Annotated in this window: 22 protein-coding genes and 1 pseudogene; 3 read left to right on the forward strand and 20 right to left on the reverse strand. The window is 51.0% G+C overall.

The window, feature by feature from the left end:
• Window positions 1-52 precede the first annotated feature (52 nt).
• A pseudogene (locus tag JC200_RS24255) lies at window positions 53-168 on the reverse strand (putative iron-sulfur cluster-binding metallochaperone); the annotation flags it as partial.
• Between the two features lie 127 nt (window positions 169-295).
• Entirely contained in the window at window positions 296-1,291 is a 996-nt protein-coding gene (locus JC200_RS09685; protein ID WP_274436514.1) for a zinc-dependent alcohol dehydrogenase family protein, read from the reverse strand.
• Window positions 1,292-1,857: 566 nt separating this feature from the next.
• Between JC200_RS09685 and JC200_RS09690 the strand changes: the two genes are divergently transcribed.
• Window positions 1,858-2,307 carry a hypothetical protein gene (locus JC200_RS09690; RefSeq protein WP_274436052.1) on the forward strand — a complete coding sequence of 150 codons (450 nt, stop codon included), beginning with the start codon at window positions 1,858-1,860 and terminating at the stop codon, window positions 2,305-2,307.
• Between the two features lie 49 nt (window positions 2,308-2,356).
• Window positions 2,357-2,530: a hypothetical protein gene (locus JC200_RS09695; RefSeq protein WP_274436053.1), complete on the forward strand. Its 174-nt coding sequence runs from the start codon at window positions 2,357-2,359 to the stop codon at window positions 2,528-2,530.
• Window positions 2,531-2,966: 436 nt separating this feature from the next.
• Here JC200_RS09695 and JC200_RS24440 read toward each other — a convergent pair whose 3' ends face one another.
• The 18 genes from JC200_RS24440 to JC200_RS09775 form a co-directional block, all read right to left on the reverse strand.
• Window positions 2,967-3,443: a putative iron-sulfur cluster-binding metallochaperone gene (locus tag JC200_RS24440; RefSeq protein WP_443111888.1), complete on the reverse strand. Its 477-nt coding sequence runs from the start codon at window positions 3,441-3,443 to the stop codon at window positions 2,967-2,969.
• 44 nt (window positions 3,444-3,487) lie between these two features.
• Window positions 3,488-4,153: a class I SAM-dependent methyltransferase gene (locus JC200_RS09700; RefSeq protein WP_274436054.1), complete on the reverse strand. Its 666-nt coding sequence runs from the start codon at window positions 4,151-4,153 to the stop codon at window positions 3,488-3,490.
• Window positions 4,153-4,380: a hypothetical protein gene (locus tag JC200_RS09705; RefSeq protein WP_274436055.1), complete on the reverse strand. Its 228-nt coding sequence runs from the start codon at window positions 4,378-4,380 to the stop codon at window positions 4,153-4,155. Before JC200_RS09705 ends, JC200_RS09700 begins: the two co-directional genes overlap by 1 nt.
• 85 nt (window positions 4,381-4,465) lie before the next feature.
• Entirely contained in the window at window positions 4,466-5,707 is a 1,242-nt protein-coding gene (locus JC200_RS09710; protein WP_274436056.1) for an MFS transporter, read from the reverse strand.
• Window positions 5,708-5,766: 59 nt separating this feature from the next.
• Complete coding sequence (locus JC200_RS09715; protein ID WP_274436057.1) at window positions 5,767-6,588, reverse strand: MBL fold metallo-hydrolase; 822 nt, start codon at window positions 6,586-6,588, stop codon at window positions 5,767-5,769.
• The gene (locus JC200_RS09720) at window positions 6,560-7,216 is read right to left on the reverse strand and encodes an ArsR/SmtB family transcription factor (protein WP_274436058.1); all 657 of its coding nucleotides are present in this window, start codon (window positions 7,214-7,216) and stop codon (window positions 6,560-6,562) included. The genes JC200_RS09715 and JC200_RS09720 overlap by 29 nt, the downstream gene beginning before the upstream one ends.
• A gap of 250 nt (window positions 7,217-7,466) precedes the next feature.
• On the reverse strand, window positions 7,467-7,589 hold the full coding sequence (locus JC200_RS24445) for a double zinc ribbon domain-containing protein (RefSeq protein WP_443111889.1): 123 nt from the start codon (window positions 7,587-7,589) through the stop codon (window positions 7,467-7,469).
• Window positions 7,586-7,786 (reverse strand): hypothetical protein, encoded by a 201-nt coding sequence (locus tag JC200_RS09725; protein WP_274436059.1) that lies wholly within the window; start codon window positions 7,784-7,786, stop codon window positions 7,586-7,588. Before JC200_RS09725 ends, JC200_RS24445 begins: the two co-directional genes overlap by 4 nt.
• A 323-nt stretch (window positions 7,787-8,109) precedes the next feature.
• A complete protein-coding gene (locus tag JC200_RS09730) occupies window positions 8,110-8,937 on the reverse strand; it encodes a COG4705 family protein (protein ID WP_274436060.1) in 828 nt (275 codons plus the stop codon).
• Window positions 8,938-9,077: 140 nt separating this feature from the next.
• A complete protein-coding gene (locus JC200_RS09735) occupies window positions 9,078-9,647 on the reverse strand; it encodes a pyridoxamine 5'-phosphate oxidase family protein (protein ID WP_274436061.1) in 570 nt (189 codons plus the stop codon).
• A 582-nt stretch (window positions 9,648-10,229) separates the two neighbouring features.
• A complete protein-coding gene (locus JC200_RS09740; RefSeq protein ID WP_274436062.1) occupies window positions 10,230-10,886 on the reverse strand; it encodes a PDDEXK family nuclease in 657 nt (218 codons plus the stop codon).
• 275 nt (window positions 10,887-11,161) lie between these two features.
• Window positions 11,162-12,991: a glutamine--fructose-6-phosphate transaminase (isomerizing) gene (gene glmS, locus JC200_RS09745; RefSeq protein ID WP_274436063.1), complete on the reverse strand. Its 1,830-nt coding sequence runs from the start codon at window positions 12,989-12,991 to the stop codon at window positions 11,162-11,164.
• Between the two features lie 368 nt (window positions 12,992-13,359).
• Entirely contained in the window at window positions 13,360-14,700 is a 1,341-nt protein-coding gene (gene glmM / locus JC200_RS09750) for a phosphoglucosamine mutase (protein WP_274436064.1), read from the reverse strand.
• 84 nt (window positions 14,701-14,784) lie between these two features.
• Window positions 14,785-16,017, reverse strand: coding sequence for a CdaR family protein (locus JC200_RS09755; RefSeq protein ID WP_274436065.1), 1,233 nt, complete (start codon window positions 16,015-16,017; stop codon window positions 14,785-14,787).
• A 1-nt stretch (window position 16,018) separates the two neighbouring features.
• On the reverse strand, window positions 16,019-16,837 hold the full coding sequence (gene cdaA, locus JC200_RS09760) for a diadenylate cyclase CdaA (protein ID WP_274436066.1): 819 nt from the start codon (window positions 16,835-16,837) through the stop codon (window positions 16,019-16,021).
• Window positions 16,838-16,909: 72 nt separating this feature from the next.
• Window positions 16,910-17,635, reverse strand: coding sequence for an SGNH/GDSL hydrolase family protein (locus tag JC200_RS09765; RefSeq protein WP_274436067.1), 726 nt, complete (start codon window positions 17,633-17,635; stop codon window positions 16,910-16,912).
• Window positions 17,636-17,800: 165 nt separating this feature from the next.
• The gene (rocF, locus tag JC200_RS09770; protein WP_274436068.1) at window positions 17,801-18,697 is read right to left on the reverse strand and encodes an arginase; all 897 of its coding nucleotides are present in this window, start codon (window positions 18,695-18,697) and stop codon (window positions 17,801-17,803) included.
• Window positions 18,698-18,748: 51 nt separating this feature from the next.
• Window positions 18,749-19,417, reverse strand: a complete 669-nt coding sequence (locus JC200_RS09775) for a stage II sporulation protein M (RefSeq protein ID WP_274436069.1) — start codon at window positions 19,415-19,417, stop codon at window positions 18,749-18,751.
• Window positions 19,418-19,560: 143 nt separating this feature from the next.
• Between JC200_RS09775 and pdaB the strand changes: the two genes are divergently transcribed.
• Window positions 19,561-20,244: a polysaccharide deacetylase family sporulation protein PdaB gene (pdaB, locus tag JC200_RS09780; protein ID WP_443111905.1), complete on the forward strand. Its 684-nt coding sequence runs from the start codon at window positions 19,561-19,563 to the stop codon at window positions 20,242-20,244.
• Window positions 20,245-20,250 lie beyond the last annotated feature (6 nt).

The following is a 20,250-nucleotide window of genomic DNA, read 5'->3' on the forward strand; positions in this document are numbered from 1 at the left end:
ACTCTGGGTCAGTGCCAATTTCCCGTTCGATCTCGTTTCTTGCCTTTGAGTCAGCGATGGAGCGAACGAATGCCGTGACATTCCCCAAGCAACAACTACCCTGGGGATTATTGACCTCACAGCCACAACGACCGCCTGAACCTGCTCACTGATGTGTTGAACAGGATTCTGGTTTCCATAAATGGCTTCCGTGATCCGTTCCCTTCTCCTTCAGGTCAGTTGAGCGCATTGCAATATTTTTCCTTGAAATCACTGCGGCTTCATATACAAGACATGGCTACCTATCAGGGTTCATTTAATCATCTGAGGCAAAGAGCACTTTGCCCTTACGACCATTCAGTTCAGCTTCTCTGACTGCACTCTGATATTGCTGTAGCCTAAACCGAGATCGGGCTGGATGTATCAACAACTGCCTTTTTTGAACTAACGTAAATACTTCGTGGAAGACTTGATGCCATCGAGTATCAGAAACGCCTTCAATCCATCGTCGGAGCCAATATGGTTTCACTGTAACATGTCGATAATCTCGCGAGATTTGCTCCCAATTCAGTGGCACTCCCGATAAGAGACCGATACTCAACACTGTACCATTAGGGCGCACACATTCTATCAGGTCATGCCCGTCCACTCCGCCTATGCTATCAATACCTGCGTTGGCTCCGATACCATGCGTTAGTTCTTTAACGGCTTCGCGAATGGGTGTTTTGGATGTGTTTAGGACTGCCCAAGCACCCAGCGACAGTAGCTCTTCGGTCGAACTGTCATTTCGAACTAAAGCGATTAGTCGATAACCCCAGAGCTTGGAAAGTTGAGCAAATATTCGTCCTATCGCCGATCCGCACGCATTTACGACCAGGACATCATCGGATTTCAATCGTAATTCTTCTGTGCAGATGAGCCATGCTGTAATGGGATTGATATACGTTTGACTCGCAGTTTCGTTGTCTATGTCACCAGGAACTGGAATTGCTAACTTAGCTGATGTCCTTACGTATTGTTGCCAAGTCCCTTCCCCGCGCAAAGGAAGGACCCGTTTTCCCAATAGAGAACATGATACGGACGAACCGATCTCCTCAACAACGCCTACGCCCTCATACCCTGGTATTGCTGGTAATTGAATTCTATGTCTGTAGGCACCGCGAATCGGTATTAAATCCGAAGGATTGATTGGACTAAACTTCATACGAACTAATACTTCGTCGTGATTGAGCAGTGTATCTTCTCGATAGTTTATTTCTAATACATCGAGGGGATTTCCAAATTCCCGATAACATAAAGTAATGGATTTTATTAGTTGTCACTCCTTTCTCTGTTCCACTAAACTGTTCGCACCTGAGTTCAATGATAACGTGAAACACGGCAGGTTCGATACCCACCTTCAGATTTGTTGTGCTTTTAGCAATTGCTTGTGACTCACCACTCCACGAATCTCAAAAGCCACATCCCCTCAGAAAATGGCGTGATATCACCGTCATCACCCATTGTCTTTTTCATAGCCCATATGAACCTGTTCGAGAAAACCATCTGTTGTCCCTCTCGCCCATCTCCCCAATACAGTTATGTTCAAAACATCATTGAACCATATTTTTACATATCAATATTCTTGAGTTATCATGATGAAAAATGAGTGAACGAATAGGTTGATGTGCGGTAGTCTCGGTGCGGGACAGGAACGGGGGACACAAGTTGGGAAGTAATCGGGAACAGTCAAACGGCAGACCATCTCATAGGGTAAAGTTGCTGAATCGACCAATTTGCAACACACATGTCCCCATGGCGGTCAGCACAAAACGCATCTTTCAGAGACATCAAGAAGTGATCAACAAGTTGAAAAGTTATCTGAGGGAGTAAGGATTCATGGAAAACGCCGATTTCAATGAAAACTGCGAACGGCATGAGTTGATCGAAGTAGCAAAGCACCAAGCCATCGTGAAAAGGCTCCAATCTATCAATGTACAGATTCAAGTACATGAAGAGCGGTATCATGGGACATTCCAGCACTTGTTCAGCCATCTGACGAATCATGAAATTCTCGGAGTGTTACAAGAAGTTACTGCCTGGAAGGAGCTTGTCGAAGAACGTAAGCGGCTTATTGAGGAATTTGATGCTGATGATATTCCAGACGGGATTTATGCCGTCCCCCTGACCCCGAAGTCTCCAAAGGTGAAAGTCAGAAAACTGGTCAATTGGTGCAGGGCAAATGGCATACCGTTATCTGAAATCCAGCGTCCTCCTCAATCGATAATGGAGCAGTTCCTCGTGTATCCCGATAAAGACACGGCGGAAGGCGAAAGGGAGCGAGATTAGTTTCGATATCTCCTTGCCCCACCAAGCCCTGAAAACGGAGGTCTGAGAGATGTTCGTAATCCACTGCAATAACTGCACTCGCGAAGTTGAATGGAGAGAAGGGTCGGAACTTGGGAAACTACAAATCGAGATGTGCGGGAGCGTGGTCACTTGCGCCTGCGGTCACGGAATCGGCGATGACAATGGGACGTTGCGGGAGTTTGACGTGCCTGATGCGGAGTAAGAGCGGGAGAGTACAGGGTCTTGTGGGTGAAGGGAATAACGCATGACCTTGCCTGATCGGGAGCGGATGGTACGCACACTGAGCCAATATACCACCCAAGGGGATATCATCACCCTTCGAGTGATATTCAACTTACGCCGAGCCTTCGTTGTCAAATCCGCCGACCGATTGTCCACAGCCGTACAGATTCCACTGGCTTATTGTATGTCAACTATTCCCGACATCCTTTATCCCTGACCTTGGAGGTGTTATCCATTACAGACGAAGATGCTTCGAAGCAGATCGGAGACGCTCAAATAGGCAAACCAGGCACAGGAGCGAGGATTGTTCGAAAACGTCTGCGCATCAATGCTCCTATGCCTACTCTCTCGCCGCGTGAACGAAGGGTACAAGAGGAAAGTCAACGGCTTATCATCCTATACGGAACAAAGCAAACTCATACATCAGGAGAGTTATGTGACTGATTCAAACCATGTACAAACGTCGTGACATTACCCAAACAGCAACTTCCTTGTGGGTTGTTCACCTCACAGCCACAGCGATTCGCTTTTACCTGCTCACTGATACGCTGGGCAGGATTCTCTTTGTGCCTTATCGCCTGTATAAGTCTCTGTCGCGTCCATCCGAAGCAATAACACACAGGAACTTCTGAACTCTCGTCTTTCTGATAGACAGAAACTTTAATTGCATCCTTGTTGAACACCTGTTCATGAGAGAAGTAAACGACCTCACAAGCTGGGTTTGGGCAGAATGAGTAGGAGGATGACGGGTCGAGGATAGATAGGACGGATGGAGTAAGCATGGCTTTCAGGGTGATGAGCGGAACGCTCTTTCCTTGGTGCTGACATACAGGGCAGATCAGAGAATCAGCCTGCACCTTTTGCGCTGGAACTTGACAGCAGTCTTCCATCATAAACGACTCCTTCGCGTTAATTTATCCAATCAAAGTCTCGCCTTTCACTCCACGCTGTTCTTCTCCAACGTGACCTGATAGAGTTTCCGTGGCAGTCCACCCTCTTCGAATTCATGGATATCAATCAGTTCATATCCATCTGTCAGTGTCTCAACCTTCGCTCGGTCAAAAAAGTGAACAATAAAGCCGCCAACTTCATACAGGTCTTCCGCTCGGTGAACCCCTTGTCCATAATGCGCGTCTCCCTTGTGCCGAACCGTGTAAATGTTATATCCACCTGGGCGCAAGACTTGTCGAACATGGTCATTCAAAGCGACCAATTCGTCAGTTGTCAGAGCCATGCAATATAACATGTGTGAGTAGCAAGCATCGAAAGACCCGCTCGGTAATGGAAAAGGTTGCCGAACATCATGTTCAACAACTGTAATGCGATCCGATAACCCCTGTTCTTTCGCTTTCTGCCGAATCCGCTCTGTACCCTCGCTGGTGTAATCCAACACATGCACCTGAAAACCGTTTCTGGCAAAAAATAACGTGTCACGACCTTGCCCCGCGCCTAACTCTAATATCCGTTCCTGACTGTGACTCTTAAAGATTTCTGCGGCACGAATAGCGGCATCGCTGGGAGACTCTCCGAACATCTCGTTGTTCTTGGCAAAAGCCTGTTCCCAATGGAGTTGTTGTCGATTCAAATTATCCAGATCCTTCATTACAAATCCTCCTTACCTTTCTCCCGCTTCAGATCCTCAACTTCCCGCCGCAGATGTTGAATTTCACGTAACAACTCCGATGTGTCCTCTCTTTGCCGATGATTGTGGTCGCGGTTGTGTCCCATCATCATCCGCCCCATGAAGTACATCATCGCAATCATCATCACCACGCCTAAAATCGGGAAGAGCATTCCAAATCCGCCCCAACTGCCATATCCCCACATCACTGTAAAGCCACCTCCTGGTTATCACTTCTAATCTCATTCTTTACAAGGGAATCCTCTTGAATCCTATAAATTCATTGATATCAGGCTATGATTTGTTCACGCTTGTCCGCGTTTCCGACATCAGCACCATTACGACAATCCCAGATAACAATACAACAGCCGCCAATATAAGAAATATGTCTTGCATGCCCAGCCAATCCGCTCCGAACCCTAATAAAACTCCTCCGACGGCGTAGCCTCCATCCCGCCACATGCGGTAGACACCCAGAGCCGAGCCACGCCATGCTGGATTTGATGCATCACCAACGGCGGAGAGTAACACTGGGTATACCAATGCTGTGCCCAACCCCATAAGTAAAGCGACAATCACCCACATGGCTAATGAATGTGCCACAAGAACGAGAAAAATTCCCATTGCGTTTAGAATTTGTCCGAATACAATTGGGAGTTTGCGCCCTACATGGTCACTCCAGATTCCTGAACCAAGTTGAAGAATTCCCCACGAGAATGCATAAATGCCGCCGATTAACCCAATTTGTGCAACTGTAAAATGACCCCTTGCCATTTGTATAGGTACAAGCCCCCAAATTGCGGTGTCGCTTAATTTGTTAATCAGTCCTGCCTGACTACAGGCAAACAGTGTGCGATTCTTAAAACTAACCCATGTAAACACCTGTCCAAGCGATGGTGTCGCTTCATTTGACGCTTTCACTGGAATCTCTAACTTGGTAAATGGCAATGTCTCCTTAATGAAAATGAGCGCGGTTAGACCGCCACATACCGCAATCACCTCAGACATGATGAACGGAATGGGACGCGGACTATACGCGGAAGCCAGATACCCTGCCACGGTGCTGATGATCGCAACACCAATGTAGCCGCTAAATTCATTCACGCCCAGTGCCAATCCCCTTCGTTTCGGTCCAACCAGATCCATCTTACTGGTCACAGTCATCGACCACGCGAATCCTTGGTTGGCTCCCAGTAAAAGGTTTGCAATGACAATCCATGCCCATGATGGAGCCAATATGATCATAATGGGTACAGGCAGTCCGAAAAGCCAACCTGCGATTAAGACGGGCTTTCTCCCCCACCGATCCGCCAATCTGCCTGCAAGCAAATTTAACGGTCCTTTGACCAGACCAAATGAAGCAATAAAGGCAAGCAATACAGCCAATGAATTCAAATGAAATGTTTTCTGCCCTAAGATGGGAACCACGGTTCTCTCAATTCCCACCATCGTCCCAACAAATGCATTGTTGACAGCCAGTAAAACAAATTGCACAAGGTTAGGTCGAAGCCCAAGCCTTATAGACTGTTCTCTCATTGCGTTGTCCCCCTATAAAAACGGCGGGAACGGCTGTGACCGTCCCCGTTCCAACTTGTTCATTTCTCGAACCCCATGTTCGCCCTGCGTATTGCATCGAAATTCTCAGGCTTTGGAGGGACATCTCTCGTCATAAATGTCACAAAATCGGTCTTATCACGAATTTGTAGTCCCTTATTGAACTGACGCTCAAAGCCGATTGACGAAGCTGGTTTTCCACTCAACGCACGACCGCAGACTGATCCCGAAAAGGCACCAGGATAAATTTCTACATAATCATCCATGATCAGAAACTTTTCAAGACTGTCAAATAAATCGGACGCGCCTCTTTCAATATCGGATGCAAGTTCAGTCCTGCCTACGTCTCCGACCATCAGCGTGTGTCCCGTCAACACAAACCACGGTTTCTCTCCTCTTGATCTATCTGTTACAAGCAGGGAAATATGTTCAGGCGTATGTCCAGGTGTATGGAGGACACGAATAACGACATTCCCTGCAATGATTTCATCTCCATCATCGACACCCATAAAAGAAAAGTTGGTTTCTGCTGACCGATGTAATACATACTCGGCTCCTGTTTTTTCAGCCAATTTGCGACCGCCAGAGATATGGTCAGCATGCAGGTGTGTATCAAAAACATGTGTAATCTTCATTCCAGCGGCAGTCGCCTGCTCAATGTAGAAGTCAATGTCGCTTTCCAGAGGATCAACAACGACCCCTTTGCCTTGACCACCGCAACCAAATAGGTATGAAGCCGCAACAGGATTGAAGTGTAGATATTGTCGAAAGATCACTTGAATCACCTTCCTGATTGATTTTCCACTACTGTTGAACAATGATTTCAGAAAGTGTTCAATGAAGCGGTTCTTGTTTCCATTCACGGACACCTTCATCCATGCGTATGGCATGGAATCCATGCTCTCTAAGCATTTCAACGGCTTCTACCGCGTACATGCAGTATCGTCCCCGACAATAGGCAACTACAGGACGATTCGTATCTATACTTGATAAGTGATCCGCAAGTTCCTTTACGGGAATAGAAAAAGCTCCAGGAATATGCCCGTACTCAAACTCCTCCTTCGGTCTTACATCAATCAGATATACCTCATCCATATCCATTCTTGTCTTCAATTCGTCGAGGGTAATCGGTTCAAACAAATCGCGATTCACAAGGAACTCGTCCCGCAACACCCGAATTTCCGCCAACAACTCTTCACCTAACTCTTGAATCAGAAGTAGGAGCGTCGAGATTTTTTCATTCGATAATCGGTACACAGCGTAAGTCCCTTGTTTTTCAAATTGTACTAATCGAGCTTGCAGGAGTGTTTGTAAGTGCTGTGACACGTTGGCGATACTCATACCTGCTTCTTTAGCGAGTGTTTCGACAGTTTTTGAACCCTGAGATAGCAGGTCTAATATTTCCAACCGTCGCGGACTGGACAGTGCCTTTCCAATCCGTCCAAAATGTTCATATATTGCGTCCTTCCACGCACGAGTTTGATTATCCATCCCACCACTCCCTGGTTTATATTCAATTGATTACTTGAATATTACACGCAAACTTTTCAAGTTTCAAGTTCTTAATCGTGACGACCTTGGCATGAAAATACCAAACGACAATTTCTCAAGGATATATTCGCGGTTGGTCTGGCGGCGCAATTAAAACGAAGGTTCTACATGGGAACAGAGAAAAGCCGTGAGCGTCGCTTCACGGCGAAGATTTTTGCACAAGCCAGAACAATCTTAGGCGTAGTATTCTCTAAAGTTTGTTTCCGCAATTCGGACAGAACGACCCTCCGCTGACTTCCGTTCCACACTTTGAACACCTCAACGGTTGAGGTTTGAGATTATATCCACAATTTGAGCAGAAATTATGATTCAATCCATTTTCGTGACCACAACTTGGACACTGGATGCTCGCAACCCGTCGAACAGGACTTGCAACGTACTCCCGTTCATGGTGATGGTCATGATGGTCATGATGGTCATGATGGTCATGATGATCGTGATGATGCTCGTCGTGATGTCCGTGATGCCGATGGTGTTCGTCATGGTCTCCGTGATGTCCATGATGCCCATGACCAAATAATTCTTTGAAGAGGTCTGACAATGTAATCACTCCTTAAAGAACATTATCTTGTAATCGACTCTTCCTGACAAATTGTCGATGGATTTCGTCACCATTCCCACACTCTGAAAACCCTCATAAAGAGGATGATTTTGGTTTTTTCTAAATTATCGCATCTTAACATTTATTACAATCGACAGCAATACTATCTAAATCCAGGTTCAAACCGTGTTGAGCCTTTAAAATCACTATACCCGCTCCCGATAAGCGTAAACCTCAATAGGAACTGTAGCTGTAGTCTTCGTCCAGAGTAAAGCAGATTTCCCAGCATGCTTTACTCTTCTCTCAGTCCCGACCTTCCGTACTGCCCATGTCCCATTCTCGTCGTTTCCCGTTGCACGTCCCTTTTGCTCACCGTCAAGTATCCCACGAAGATCACGATAAGCACGGTCAATATGCCCCCAACCATCCCATCACCATATCCCAGACCCGTGATACTCTTCGGCTTTCCAAGCCAGTCCGCGAATGAAGCCCCAAGGGGTCGGGTCATAACGTAGGCAAACCAGAATGCAAAGATGGGGTTAAGGCGAAATAGAAAGTAGCCAATGCCTGGGAGGAGGAACAACACGATGAACAGAATCCCTGACGGCAAGTAGCCCAGATGTAACGTCATCGCGGTCATATCCCCTGTGGCAGTTCCCATCGCGAACGTTGCCAACACAGCCGCCCAGTAGAATATCTCTCGGCGACGGGTATTGATGCTGTGGATAGACAGTGTTCCCTCCACCTTGTACCAAGTCGTGAACACCAGAGTCAAAATAATGGCAAATGCGATGGTTGAAGCATAGTAAGGTACACCCAGGACAATGTGCGTAACATCAGCAACCATCGTACCGAAAATCGCTACCATCATGACAAATAGCCAGTAAACCCACGCCACGTATTTACGGACGGAAAACTGTAGGACAAGTGCGATCACGAAGCCAATGAACCCAAGAACGACAGCAATATACGGATTGATGTGATAGACGAGATAGTCAGATGTCGATTCGCCCATGGCGGTTGTCAGCAACTTCACGATCCAGAAGTATATCGTGATTTCTGGAACTTTCATAAAGAAGCGGTTGCCTCGACTTCTGCTGGTGGAATAGGACTGATTCATAGATGCATTCGTTCCCTTCTTTCGAGGCTTTACCTGTATTAAGCCTACCACATAGTCAGGACAGAACAGTGATTTACTCCCTCACATTCCCAAAACAGCGCACTTGGAGAACTGCCCTGGATCCGAAGCACCCTTCTGGTTCACCCCTGCTCAGACTGATTTGTTACCTTTGCCTTAAAGTAATCCCCACCTTTAAATTGAACATCGTCGGTTCCCCAGTGAATGTCTTTATCAAGTCGCTTTAATAAAGGAATGTGTTTGGAGCAGTGAATATATGCTTCCTCAACTTTAATACGAACCCACCGTTCTGCACGCGAATCCGATACACCATCCACTTCCTGTTCGATCGTCGCCGTTCCGTTTACATGCAACCCGATACAATGCTCAAAAAAGTCAATGAAAAGTAAGCCAATATGGGGATTATCAAGGATGTTTCCTAAACTTGCATAAACGCCATTGCCTCTATATTCGGGGTAAACAATCGTCATTTCATTTAACACCTTGACGAAACCTGGATCTCCACCGCGAAACGAGGTGTCACAATTGCCACGAGCATCCGCCGTTGAGATAAATACCATTTGTTGCTTCGCAATAAAATTCACCATCTCTGGATTCAACTTTTGGAGCATTTGATTGTCGTAGAAACCTTGCGCTCGATTTTGAGTCCCATATTGTAATTGAAGCTGTCGTTCTCCGTTTGAACCATTCACACTTTGTCACCTCAACTACATTGTGACGATTTGTGGACGTGTAATCCAGCGAGGATTCACGGTAGCCCTCCCCCCTATCCCCAATTTCAAATCCAACCCATGAGTTCTGAAATCAAATTTAGCTTCCTGTACTATGTAGTCGTCAAATCAAATTGGTTTCTGACTCACTCCCCCCTCAACCCTGCCTCTTCCCTTGCCCCACAAGGATTTTCCCGCCTTCGCCCTCACTCCCTTCCATATTCTACCGTCAAATTCGATCTACAGTGGATCACGCCTTTTTTCACCCGTTTTTCTCCGTGATTTTTCCAGATTCATCGATTTTGCGTAAAAAGAAGTTGGTCGCTGGCGCGAAGGGAAAAGCAGGGCTGGAGGGTTGAGGGAGAGCAGATTTGGTCGTGTATTTTTTCTCATTTTTGATCGGGCATGGTCGAGGAATCCTTGTTATATCGGGCTTTTTCGCGTCTTATTTCCTTCGGTTTTGTCTTACCCTTGCCCCAAAACGCCTCGTCCCTGCAACACAAAAACACGGGCGAATTCAGGCTTTTGACCCGAATCCACCCGTGCTGTAGGAACCAACTTATTTTACTCAGGGTCGAACTTATTTTGCTGGAGTAGAAATTCGTTTTGCGAACACACTAGCAGAGGGTCATATTGCGGGATGAAACTCTGGGATAACTCAGTTATGGAAGCGCGTCCAATGAATCGAAGTTTGGATATGATTTGGGGGGCGTAGCTTTCAAACCACCTCCGCTTCTTGGTGAATCCGGCGAGTAGATCTATATTCCTGGAGACAACTTTCGGTAGTGACTTCGGGTAAATGACAGTGTAGTTCCACCCATGTGATGTTGCGTACCTTTCACAAGCCTTATCGATGATTTTTAGCTTTGCCTCTGAGTCATCCGGAGATTCTTTGGTCTGATAGAGGTGAGGAATGGAGCCTTCCCGAAAAACGAGGACATCAGGTACATGCGTCCAGCTTTTCAGGTTTCCGAAATCATCAGTGTACGGTACGTGAATGCGCACTGGTTGGACGTAGTAGCGAACTGTGTCCCTTTCTAGTTCGAGTAGTGAATAAAACGCCCACTCTGTCAACGACTCGTATTCCGCAACGACATTCATCTTGTGACTGTGAAATGCTCCAATCACATGAGGCCGTTGTTTACTGTCCCTGTTATCCACTTTCCTTTTCGGCGCAAATTCAACATCTTCTTTTTCCCATGCCTTTCCGATCCAGTGCATGGCGGGCCTCCTCGCGGATTCACGGCACGTCTTATGCCATTTGTTGAGATTCGATCTGCTTGAACTTCAGTATACTGTGTGTTACCACGAGGAATATTATACCTTTTCCGAAAATTTTCGTTCGAGTATATAAAAATCCCGCCATGGCAAGGATTATACCATAGCGGGAGCCAAAACGAAGTGTCATTTGCAGTTACGCGCGAGTGGCAAAGTTAAATATTTTTTGTGCCATTTGAAGCTATAACTCATAGTAATCAAAAATCATTGTTCACACGTTACTCCACCGTCACGCTCTTCGCCAAGTTGCGTGGTTTGTCGACATCACTTCCACGCGCCACTGCCGCGTAGTACGCCAACAACTGAAGTGGAATCACGGCAGCGAGAGGTGCCAAGAGCGGCAGCGTCTGTGGCAGGTAGATCACCTGATCTACAGACTTCTGCAGGTCCTCATCGCCTGCCCACGTCATGCCCATGACGAACGCACCTCGCGCCGTCACTTCTTTGATGTTGCTGATGGTTTTGTCATAGAGCGCAGTCTGAGTCGCGAGGGCAATCACCGGAACACCCTCGGTAATCAGCGCGAGTGTGCCGTGCTTCAGTTCCCCCGCCGCGTAAGCTTCTGCGTGGATGTAGGAAATCTCCTTCAGCTTCAGCGAACCTTCCAATGCGACTGCAAAATCGAGCCCACGCCCGATAAAAAATGTGTCATTTACGTGTGCCCAGTCCTGAGCAAACTTCTCAATCTGTGGAGCTGTGTCAAGCACTTGGTCGGCGACCTGCGGCAGGCCATCAATGCCCTTCAGCACGGCGTGAAGGTCGTCGACACTGATGCGGTTGCGTGCCACTGCAAAGTGTAGAGCTAACAGGTACAGCACCACCAACTGCGTGGTGTAGGCCTTGGTCGACGCCACCGCAATTTCCGGACCCGCCTGCGTGACGAGCACATCGTCAGCCTCACGAGCTGCTGAACTACCGACGACGTTTGTGATTGCAAGCACCCGCCGACCGCGTCGCTTCGCCTCACGCAGGGCCGCCAAGGTATCTGCGGTCTCACCGGACTGGCTGATCACGACAACCAGCGTGTTGTCGGTTTGAATTGGCTCGCGGTACCGGTACTCGGATGCGATGTCCACCTCAACCGGGATTCCCGCCAACTCTTCAAGAACCGCCTTGCCAACCAGTCCCGCGTGCCACGCGGTCCCACAGGCAACGACGTGAATACGGTCTACCTGTTCTGCGTAACCCGCCGGCCACTTCAATTCTGTGAGCGTGACCAACTTTAAGTCCTCAGACACCCGCCCAATCAGTGTGTCACGGATAGCTTTTGGCTGTTCGTGAATCTCTTTGAGCATAAAGTGATCGTACCCGCCACGCTCTGCTGCAACAGCATCCCATGTGACTTTGTAGACTTCTTTCTGCACCGGTTCGCCGTCAATCGTAAAGCACGTCACGTGACTGGTATCGAGTACTGCCATTTCTCCGTCTTCCAGAACGTAGATGTCGCGCGTGTACTCGAGAATCGCAGGAATATCGGATGCGACAAAGTTCTCGCCTTGCCCGAGCCCGACGATGAGTGGGCTTGACTTGCGCATGGCAATGATGGTGCCTGGCGCATCTTTTGTAATGGCAACAAGCGCGTACGCCCCGTGCAGGCGCTTGCCGACTTGAACCATTGTTTGAATGAAGTCACCGTTGTATAGTTCCTCAATCAGGTGTACGACGACTTCCGTATCTGTTTCCGATTTGAACTGGTGGCCCTTCGCTGTCAACTCTTCGCGAAGTGCTAGGTAATTCTCGACGATGCCATTGTGCACAATTGCAAAACGGCCACTGCAGTCCTGGTGCGGATGCGCATTTTCATCTGACGGACGGCCGTGTGTCGCCCAACGCGTGTGTCCGATGCCAATACTTCCCTGTACAGGTTCTGTGCTGAGCCTCTCCTCAAGCGCAGACAGCCGACCGACGGCTTTGACGACATGCAGTTGCTTGTCGTCGATCGTCGCGATCCCAGATGAATCATAGCCGCGGTACTCCAATTTTCTCAGTCCGCCGACAACAACTTCCGACACGTTCCGTGGTCCAACGTACCCAACGATTCCACACATGAACGGTATCGTTCCTCCTTGGTTGACCTACTCACTCTTGTGCCATGAGTCACCTCATGGTTTTCGAGCCCTGTTTGCGGCGCGGTCCACGCCGGGAGGCACCCGCCGAATGGTTCGCCTACCTCCTCCGCGTCAACTGACGAGGGTCAGGAACATTCCACTGCCCTGTAATCAGTCCTGGCGCTACCTGTGTCGTCGAGTGGAAGATTCACAGCGACACCCTTGCTCGGTCGTCAGGTCGCACACCGAACGCGACTCCGGCATTTTACGCATTGTGATGTCGAAGTGAAACCTGTCCGGTTGACTTCCCTCACTCTAGGCTGCTAACCCGTCATCAGCCAGCAACACCTCCTCTCCTGCTCCGACTGTCAGTTGCCAAGTTCGTCCTTGATAACCCTGGCCATCTCTTCGACGCAAGTGCGCAGCAGCACCTCATCAGGTCCCTCGGCCATTACGCGCACAATCGACTCGGTGCCTGACTCGCGCACAAGGACGCGTCCTTGACTGCCGAGTTGCTGTTCACAGGCGTCCATGACCGTGAGAATTGCTGGGTTGTCTCGCCACGCCCGCTTGTCTCGCACACGGATGTTCTCCAGCAACTGCGGATATCTCGTCATGACTTTCGCCAGTTGACTGAGCGGTGCTTGTTTCTGCACCATCGTATGCACTAATTGCAACGCTGTGAGGACCCCGTCCCCAGTGGTCGAATGATTGAGGAAAATGACATGTCCTGACTGCTCACCACCGAGCACGTAGTGCCCCGCGCGCATCGTTTCCATCACATAGCGATCTCCGACAGCTGTTCGCTCTACTGAAATGCCGCGGTCGGCCATCGCTTTGACAAAGCCAAGGTTACTCATCACAGTTGCTACTACCGTGTCGTTCGCTAGTAGTCCTCGCTCATGCATGTGCAAAGCGCTGATTGCGAGGATATAGTCGCCGTCGACGACCTGCCCGGTCTCATCGACCGCGATTAGCCGATCGGCATCCCCGTCAAACGCAAGGCCCACATCGGCTCCGTACTCGAGCACCGCGCGCTGAACGACGTGTGGGTAGGTCGAACCACAACCGACATTGATGTTAGTACCGTCGGGCTGGTCGTTCACCACTGTGACCTTGGCTCCAAGCGCACGGAACACGTGTGGAGCAATATGATAAGCCGCTCCATTTGCACAGTCGAGGATGACGTGCAAACCTTCGAATGAAGAAGTGACCGTGCTCTGCAAAAATCTCTGGTAGGCGGCAACTCCAGGTTCCTCGTACACACGCCCAACCTTCACGCCCTCTGGGCGAGGCAAGGTATCATCCGCCTCGGTCAGCAGTCGCTCGAATTCCATCTCCACTTCGTCTAGCAATTTGAACCCGTCTCCGCCAAAGAACTTGATCCCGTTGTCTTCCACGGGATTGTGCGAAGCCGAAATCATTACGCCAGCGTCTGCGTGTAGCAGTCGCGTAACATACGCTACGCCAGGCGTACTGATGATTCCGAGGCGCAGTACATCCACACCCATCGACAAGATGCCGCTGATTAGGGCACTCTCGAGCATATCGCCAGAGATTCGGGTGTCTTTGCCAATCACAAAGCGCGCCCCTGCTTGATGGTCCGTCAGCAGATACGCGCCAATTCGTCCTAAACGAAACGCCAACTCCGGCGTCAAGTCGCGATTTGCGACACCACGGACGCCGTCGGTTCCAAACAATCGAGACAAGAGACGCACGCTCCTTCAGAAATCCTCACTCATTCTGCCACAGAGAACCGGATCAGACAATGGCGTAAAATCACAGCTAACGACTTAATGTGCCGCCCCAGACACGGTCACTGTCGCGGTGCGCTGCGAGAGTTGGGTGACTTGAACCCACGCGGGGACGAGCACTTGGATTGTTGCACTGGTGCTGCTATTGGCAAGTGTCGATGCATCAATATACACCGTAAAGCTGCTCGCGGTGAGCGCGCTAACGACCGACTGTGGGCCTGAGACAGTCAGGTTCACAGTGTGAGTCGACGCAAGTTTGACTGTCTCTCCTGTGGAAGCGTGCTGGATTTGGATTGGAACGCCTGTAAACGTGCGCGACAAACTCTTTTCGACCCTCACTGTCACTGCAACTGAAGACGGCGATGCATTCTGCACTCCATTTTGGAGCGGAACTGGCACTTGTAAAGTGCGGGTCGACTGAAGACCTGTGACATCTACCGGAAGTTGAATCTGAAGCGGCCCGCCGTTCGGCTGCGTTGGGATGGTCCCGGTCACTTGCACGGTCCCCGGTTTCACCTGTAACCCAGCGATTGCGTACCCCCCTGCCGGGAGGCCAACGACTTCTGGCTGAATCTGCGCCGACTCCGCGGGCGTGTTGACAGGCACAGTCACCGTGCAGTTCACAGGCGACGTCGTGACGTTTGGCACTGGGTTCCCCTTGGCGTCGACCGGGATCAAGTTTGCAATGTGCGTTACCGTCTGTTTTGCACTAGCGACCGACACGTTGGCAATGACACGCTGGACACGCGCCACATCCGCCTGTGCACCGCTGACTTGTACCGCAGCTACGTCGGTGCTCGCCTGTCCGAGCGAATAGCCACTCTGGGGACTGCCTTGTACGTCTACTGTCACGTTGAACGAGCGGGTAACCGAAGGAGCTAACGTAACGGTCACCAAGGACGGTTGCACAGAAAAGCTGCTGCTGTGCAGTGCCGGCATATTCAGGGCAGCGACGTGTATCTGATGTGTGCCTGCGGTCAGTCCGCGGGCATCTGCAACCAAAGTCACACCAAGCATCTTTGCAGGCAATCCCGGCAAATCTTGCACACTGGCGTTGACCACCACGGCGCCACGGCTCGGCTCTACGGATGTAACCACGAAACCGTGCGGCACTTCGACTTGTATCGCCTTGGGAAACTGCTGCGAGATGCCGATGCCATTCGTCACCCCTGTTGCGCCGCTATTCGGCGCGTGAACTCCGAGCCACAGGGCAACAGCAAGAATAATTGCGATTACTCGCAACATCGTGTTGTTCATCAGCAGCCGGTCCATGTCAGGATTCCGCCTTTCGTTTGAACCACGACACCGGTTTCGATTCAGGGGAAACCAACAGGTTCTGTAGTTGCTCGGTCAGGGCGCTTTCGCTTAAGTTGCGGGTTAACACGCCGTCTACCGCAACGGAAACTTGTCCTGTTTCTTCGGACACGACGACGACGACAGCGTCAGATTGTTCGGTCAGACCGATCGCAGCTCTGTGCCGAGTGCCGAGCTTCTTGTCCAAATCACGGTCATCGGTCAGCGGCAGAAAACACCCTGCAGCGACCAATCGGCTGCCACGGATGACTACAGCTCCGTCATGTAGAGGCGTGTTCGGGATAAACGTGTTGATCAGCAGTTCCGAACTCGCCACGGCTTCGATCAGTGTGCCAGTCTCGGTGTATTCCGTGAGGCCGGTCCGACGCTCCATCGCGACGAGCGCCCCAATTCGATTTTTGGACAACACCTGTGTAGCCTTCACGACTTCAGAAATGACGTGACGCATGTCCTCGGCAGATGCGTTTCCGAGAGAAAATCGAAAGAATCCGCCACGTCCGAGTTGATCAAGCGCACGGCGCAGTTCAGGTTGAAATACGACCGGGATGGCGATGAACCCAATCGTGATGATTTTATTAAGCAGCCAACTGAGCGCCTGTAAGTGCAGCACGCTGCTGATGGCCGTGGCGATGAGGATCACGATGACGCCTTTGAGCAGCTGTACCGCGCGGGTACCGCGAATCAGCACCAGGAAGCGGTAAAGGACAAAGGCGACAATCAGGATGTCGATGATGTCAAGTACAGTAAACTTGCGCAAGACTTCCAGCCACAACGCCATTTCTTTGCCACCCATCCTGGACAACGCTGGCCCTTTCGCTTCCTTCCATTGTTTCGCACTCGCATAACTGAGTCAAGTAGTCGTCGTGGGCATTCTGTGTCTACGGGTCGCAAGGCCGGGACGATGCTTGGTCGGCTTACTCAGGCGCGTGGAGTGGGTCTGGTCGCTGCGCCTTTTGTAGACGGACAACAAGGCTTGCGCGATGCGTTGATGGCCCGTGTCGTTGGGGTGCACAGGGTTGCCGCGGAACTTAATGTCGCGAATCTGTCCGCGCTGATAGCCGTCAATCAAGGACTCTTCCCGTCCCTGAAACACAGCATCAAGGTCGACGATGCGCAAGTGATGTCGCTTTGCCACCCTGCGAATTGATTGGTTCAGCGCATTCGTGTACTCGGCCGCTAAGACAGAGTTTGGAAACGGGTTGTAGACGGTGCACAAGAGCAACGTCGACGTCGGCCGGGACACACACTGCACCACTTCGGTCAGGTTGTCGTACAGGCGGCCGGCAACCTTCATCACGTGCCCGGGATTGCTCTCCACCAGCCAAGGTGCAGCCCACAACAGGTCATTGCCCCCGATTAAAATTGTCACAACTCGAGCCTCGTCCCAAATGCACTCCGGAGTCCGCCGAACGGCTCGCAACAATTGTTTTGAGGTCCATCCTGGTTTCGCACACGTGTACAAACTGACCTTTCCCTTCCGCGCGAGCGCCCGACGAACTCGAGCCACGAAACTTCGTTCATCCTGCGAAGCGCTGTATCCGAACGTGATCGAATCACCAAGCGCAGCGTACAGCACTCGAACCCCTCCTTCGCCCGTCTTGGTACGAAAGCCGCACGCGAACGAGGGTCGACGTGGGCCGACTGCTGTTACCGTATGTTTAGCAGCGCCTACCCGAAACGCCAAAAGCCCACCCCGGTTGGGTTGGGCTTTTGCGCGCCAAGTGTTAAAAAACTACGTTCTCTATATAACCGTCTTGCCAAACAGCGACTGAGCTAGTTCGACGGCCATCCGGGCTGTCCTGTTTTCCGCATCCAAAATGGGGTTCACTTCCACGATGTCGACCGAAGTCACCTTCCTCGACGCTGCGAGCAGTTCCATCGCGAGGTGCCCTTCTCGGTATGTGACCCCGCCGTTGACCGGGGTTCCGACACCAGGAGCGAACATCGGGTCAATCGCGTCGAGGTCGAGGCTCAGATGAATACCATCCGTACCGCGCCCCGCGATGTCGATCGCTTCCGCCATCACAGCTGCCATCCCCATCCGGTCGATGTCTGCCATGGTGTAGGCCCGTATGCCAGTTTCGCGAATCAAGGCGGCTTCGTCGGCGTCGATCGAGCGGATTCCGACAAGCACTACGTTTTGAGGATTCACCTTCGGGCTGCTGCCGCCGACAGCAAGCAGGTCTGCGTGGCCTTTCCCGACATTCACGGCGAGCGGCATGCCGTGGATATTCCCGGATGGCGTGGTCTCTTCCGTGTTCATGTCACCATGCGCGTCGAACCAGATGACGCCGTACGACCGTCCTCCTGCAGCCACACCAGCAACACTGCCAATGGAGATGCTGTGGTCTCCGCCGAGCACAATCGGGATGTGCCCATCTGCCATGACCCGAGCGACATGTTCGTTCAAGGCCTCACAAACGCGAGTCACTTCCGGAAGGTATTTCAATTTTTCATTGACAACTTGATGCATCTCCGGCGTCGGTACGTCGATGTTACCGAGGTCCTTGACGACGTACCCCAATGCCTGCAAGCTTTCGGCAAGGCCGGCGTAGCGAATAGCACTCGGCCCCATATCGACTCCCCGTCGTCCTTGTCCGAGGTCCGATGGCGCTCCGATAATACGCAGTTCCTTCATAGACTCCACTCCTTTGTACTTGATGTGCGCTCCTGACCACGTTGTTCTGGCTTAGCCAAGGAAAGCGCGGATGAGATGAGGCGTCACCAGAATTTCAATGCATGCAGCCACCCATAAGATGGCCAAGATGAACGGGATCCTTCCGATAACGTGGCGAACTTCCTGACGGAAATTCGCAACTGGGGTCTCGTTCTCGACCCGGGCCAGCGCAAGTCCACCGCTAGCGCCCTTTGCACCTCCTTTGCCAAGGAGGGCCCAGACAGATTGTAGCGCCGCAACCGCCAGCCGCAAACCCAATGCGCAGGCCCACGTCAAGGCCGTCAGTTCAAAAATACCGTGTGGCATTTCGCCAAACAAGACCACCTTCCACCCTTGCACATGCACGTGCGCTGCGGTGACGTGAGTCACGACTCCCATCATCAAACCGTTTGTCCACATCGTGAAGATTGGAAAAACCCCAGCGAAAACACCGAGCACCATCATCAACAGTGCCACCCGAGTATTGTTCCAAAACACTGTCCAGATGGCGGTTAATGCGTTGCCATTGCGGTCGATGGTCCGAGCAATGTGCTGAATGTGCAGGATGGATGGGCGCAAGAGGTGCAGGAAATGCGCTGGCCATAGCTCTCCAACCACGAACCCCGACGCCAAGAGCGCAACAGCGACGAGCCAGTACACGAGTCCACCTCGCGAACGCAGTCTGTGTTCCATACGGTTCATCGAGATACCTCCACTAGTTGGGAATAGTCATCGCGCTCACCGCACACACTTTGCACAGGTTTGAGAAGGAGGTCCGAATCTTGAAAACAACACAACGAACGTTTCACCGTCGCTTGAGCACCTTGCTAGCCAGCATCGCCATCATGGCCGCCGCCTGCCCAGCGTCAGTGAGCGCGAAAGAGGCACCAGCTGTAAAGACGCCGAGCGCGGTCTACAAAGTTGACACAGACCAAAAGGTTGTAGCTCTCACCTTTGACATCTCATGGGGGGAGAAGGTGCCAGAACCTGTGCTTGACGTGCTCGAAAAAGACAAGGTCAAACACGCGACGTTCTTTCTCAGCGGGCCGTGGACCCTGCGGCACCAAGAGACCGCCAAGCGAATCCACAGCATGGGCTTTGAAATCGGCAGTCACGGAAACCTACACAAGGACTTCTCCAGCTATCCGGACAGTTGGGTCCGTGAACAGGTACAGATCGCAGAGAAGTCAATTTACCAAGTGACCGGCGTCAAAACCCGGTTGATTCGGACGCCAAACGGTGACTTCAACCCACGTGTACTGCGCTGTCTGAACGGCATGGGATACACCGTGATCCAGTGGAATACCGATTCGCTTGACTGGAAAAACCCAGGAACGCAAGCACTCATCAATCGGGTCTTAAAGCGGGCTGTCCCTGGTGACATCATTCTGATGCATGCCAGTGACTCTTCGAGACAGATCACGGCGGCCTTGCCGCAAATCATCGCAGGCCTGCGGCAAGAGGGCTACCACTTTGTCAGCGTATCTGAGCTTCTCAATCAGGCCAAGGTTAAATCCGAAGTACAGTGAGTTAGA

Source organism: Alicyclobacillus sp. ALC3, from assembly GCF_028751195.1.
Lineage (GTDB): Bacteria > Bacillota > Bacilli > Alicyclobacillales > Alicyclobacillaceae > Alicyclobacillus_L.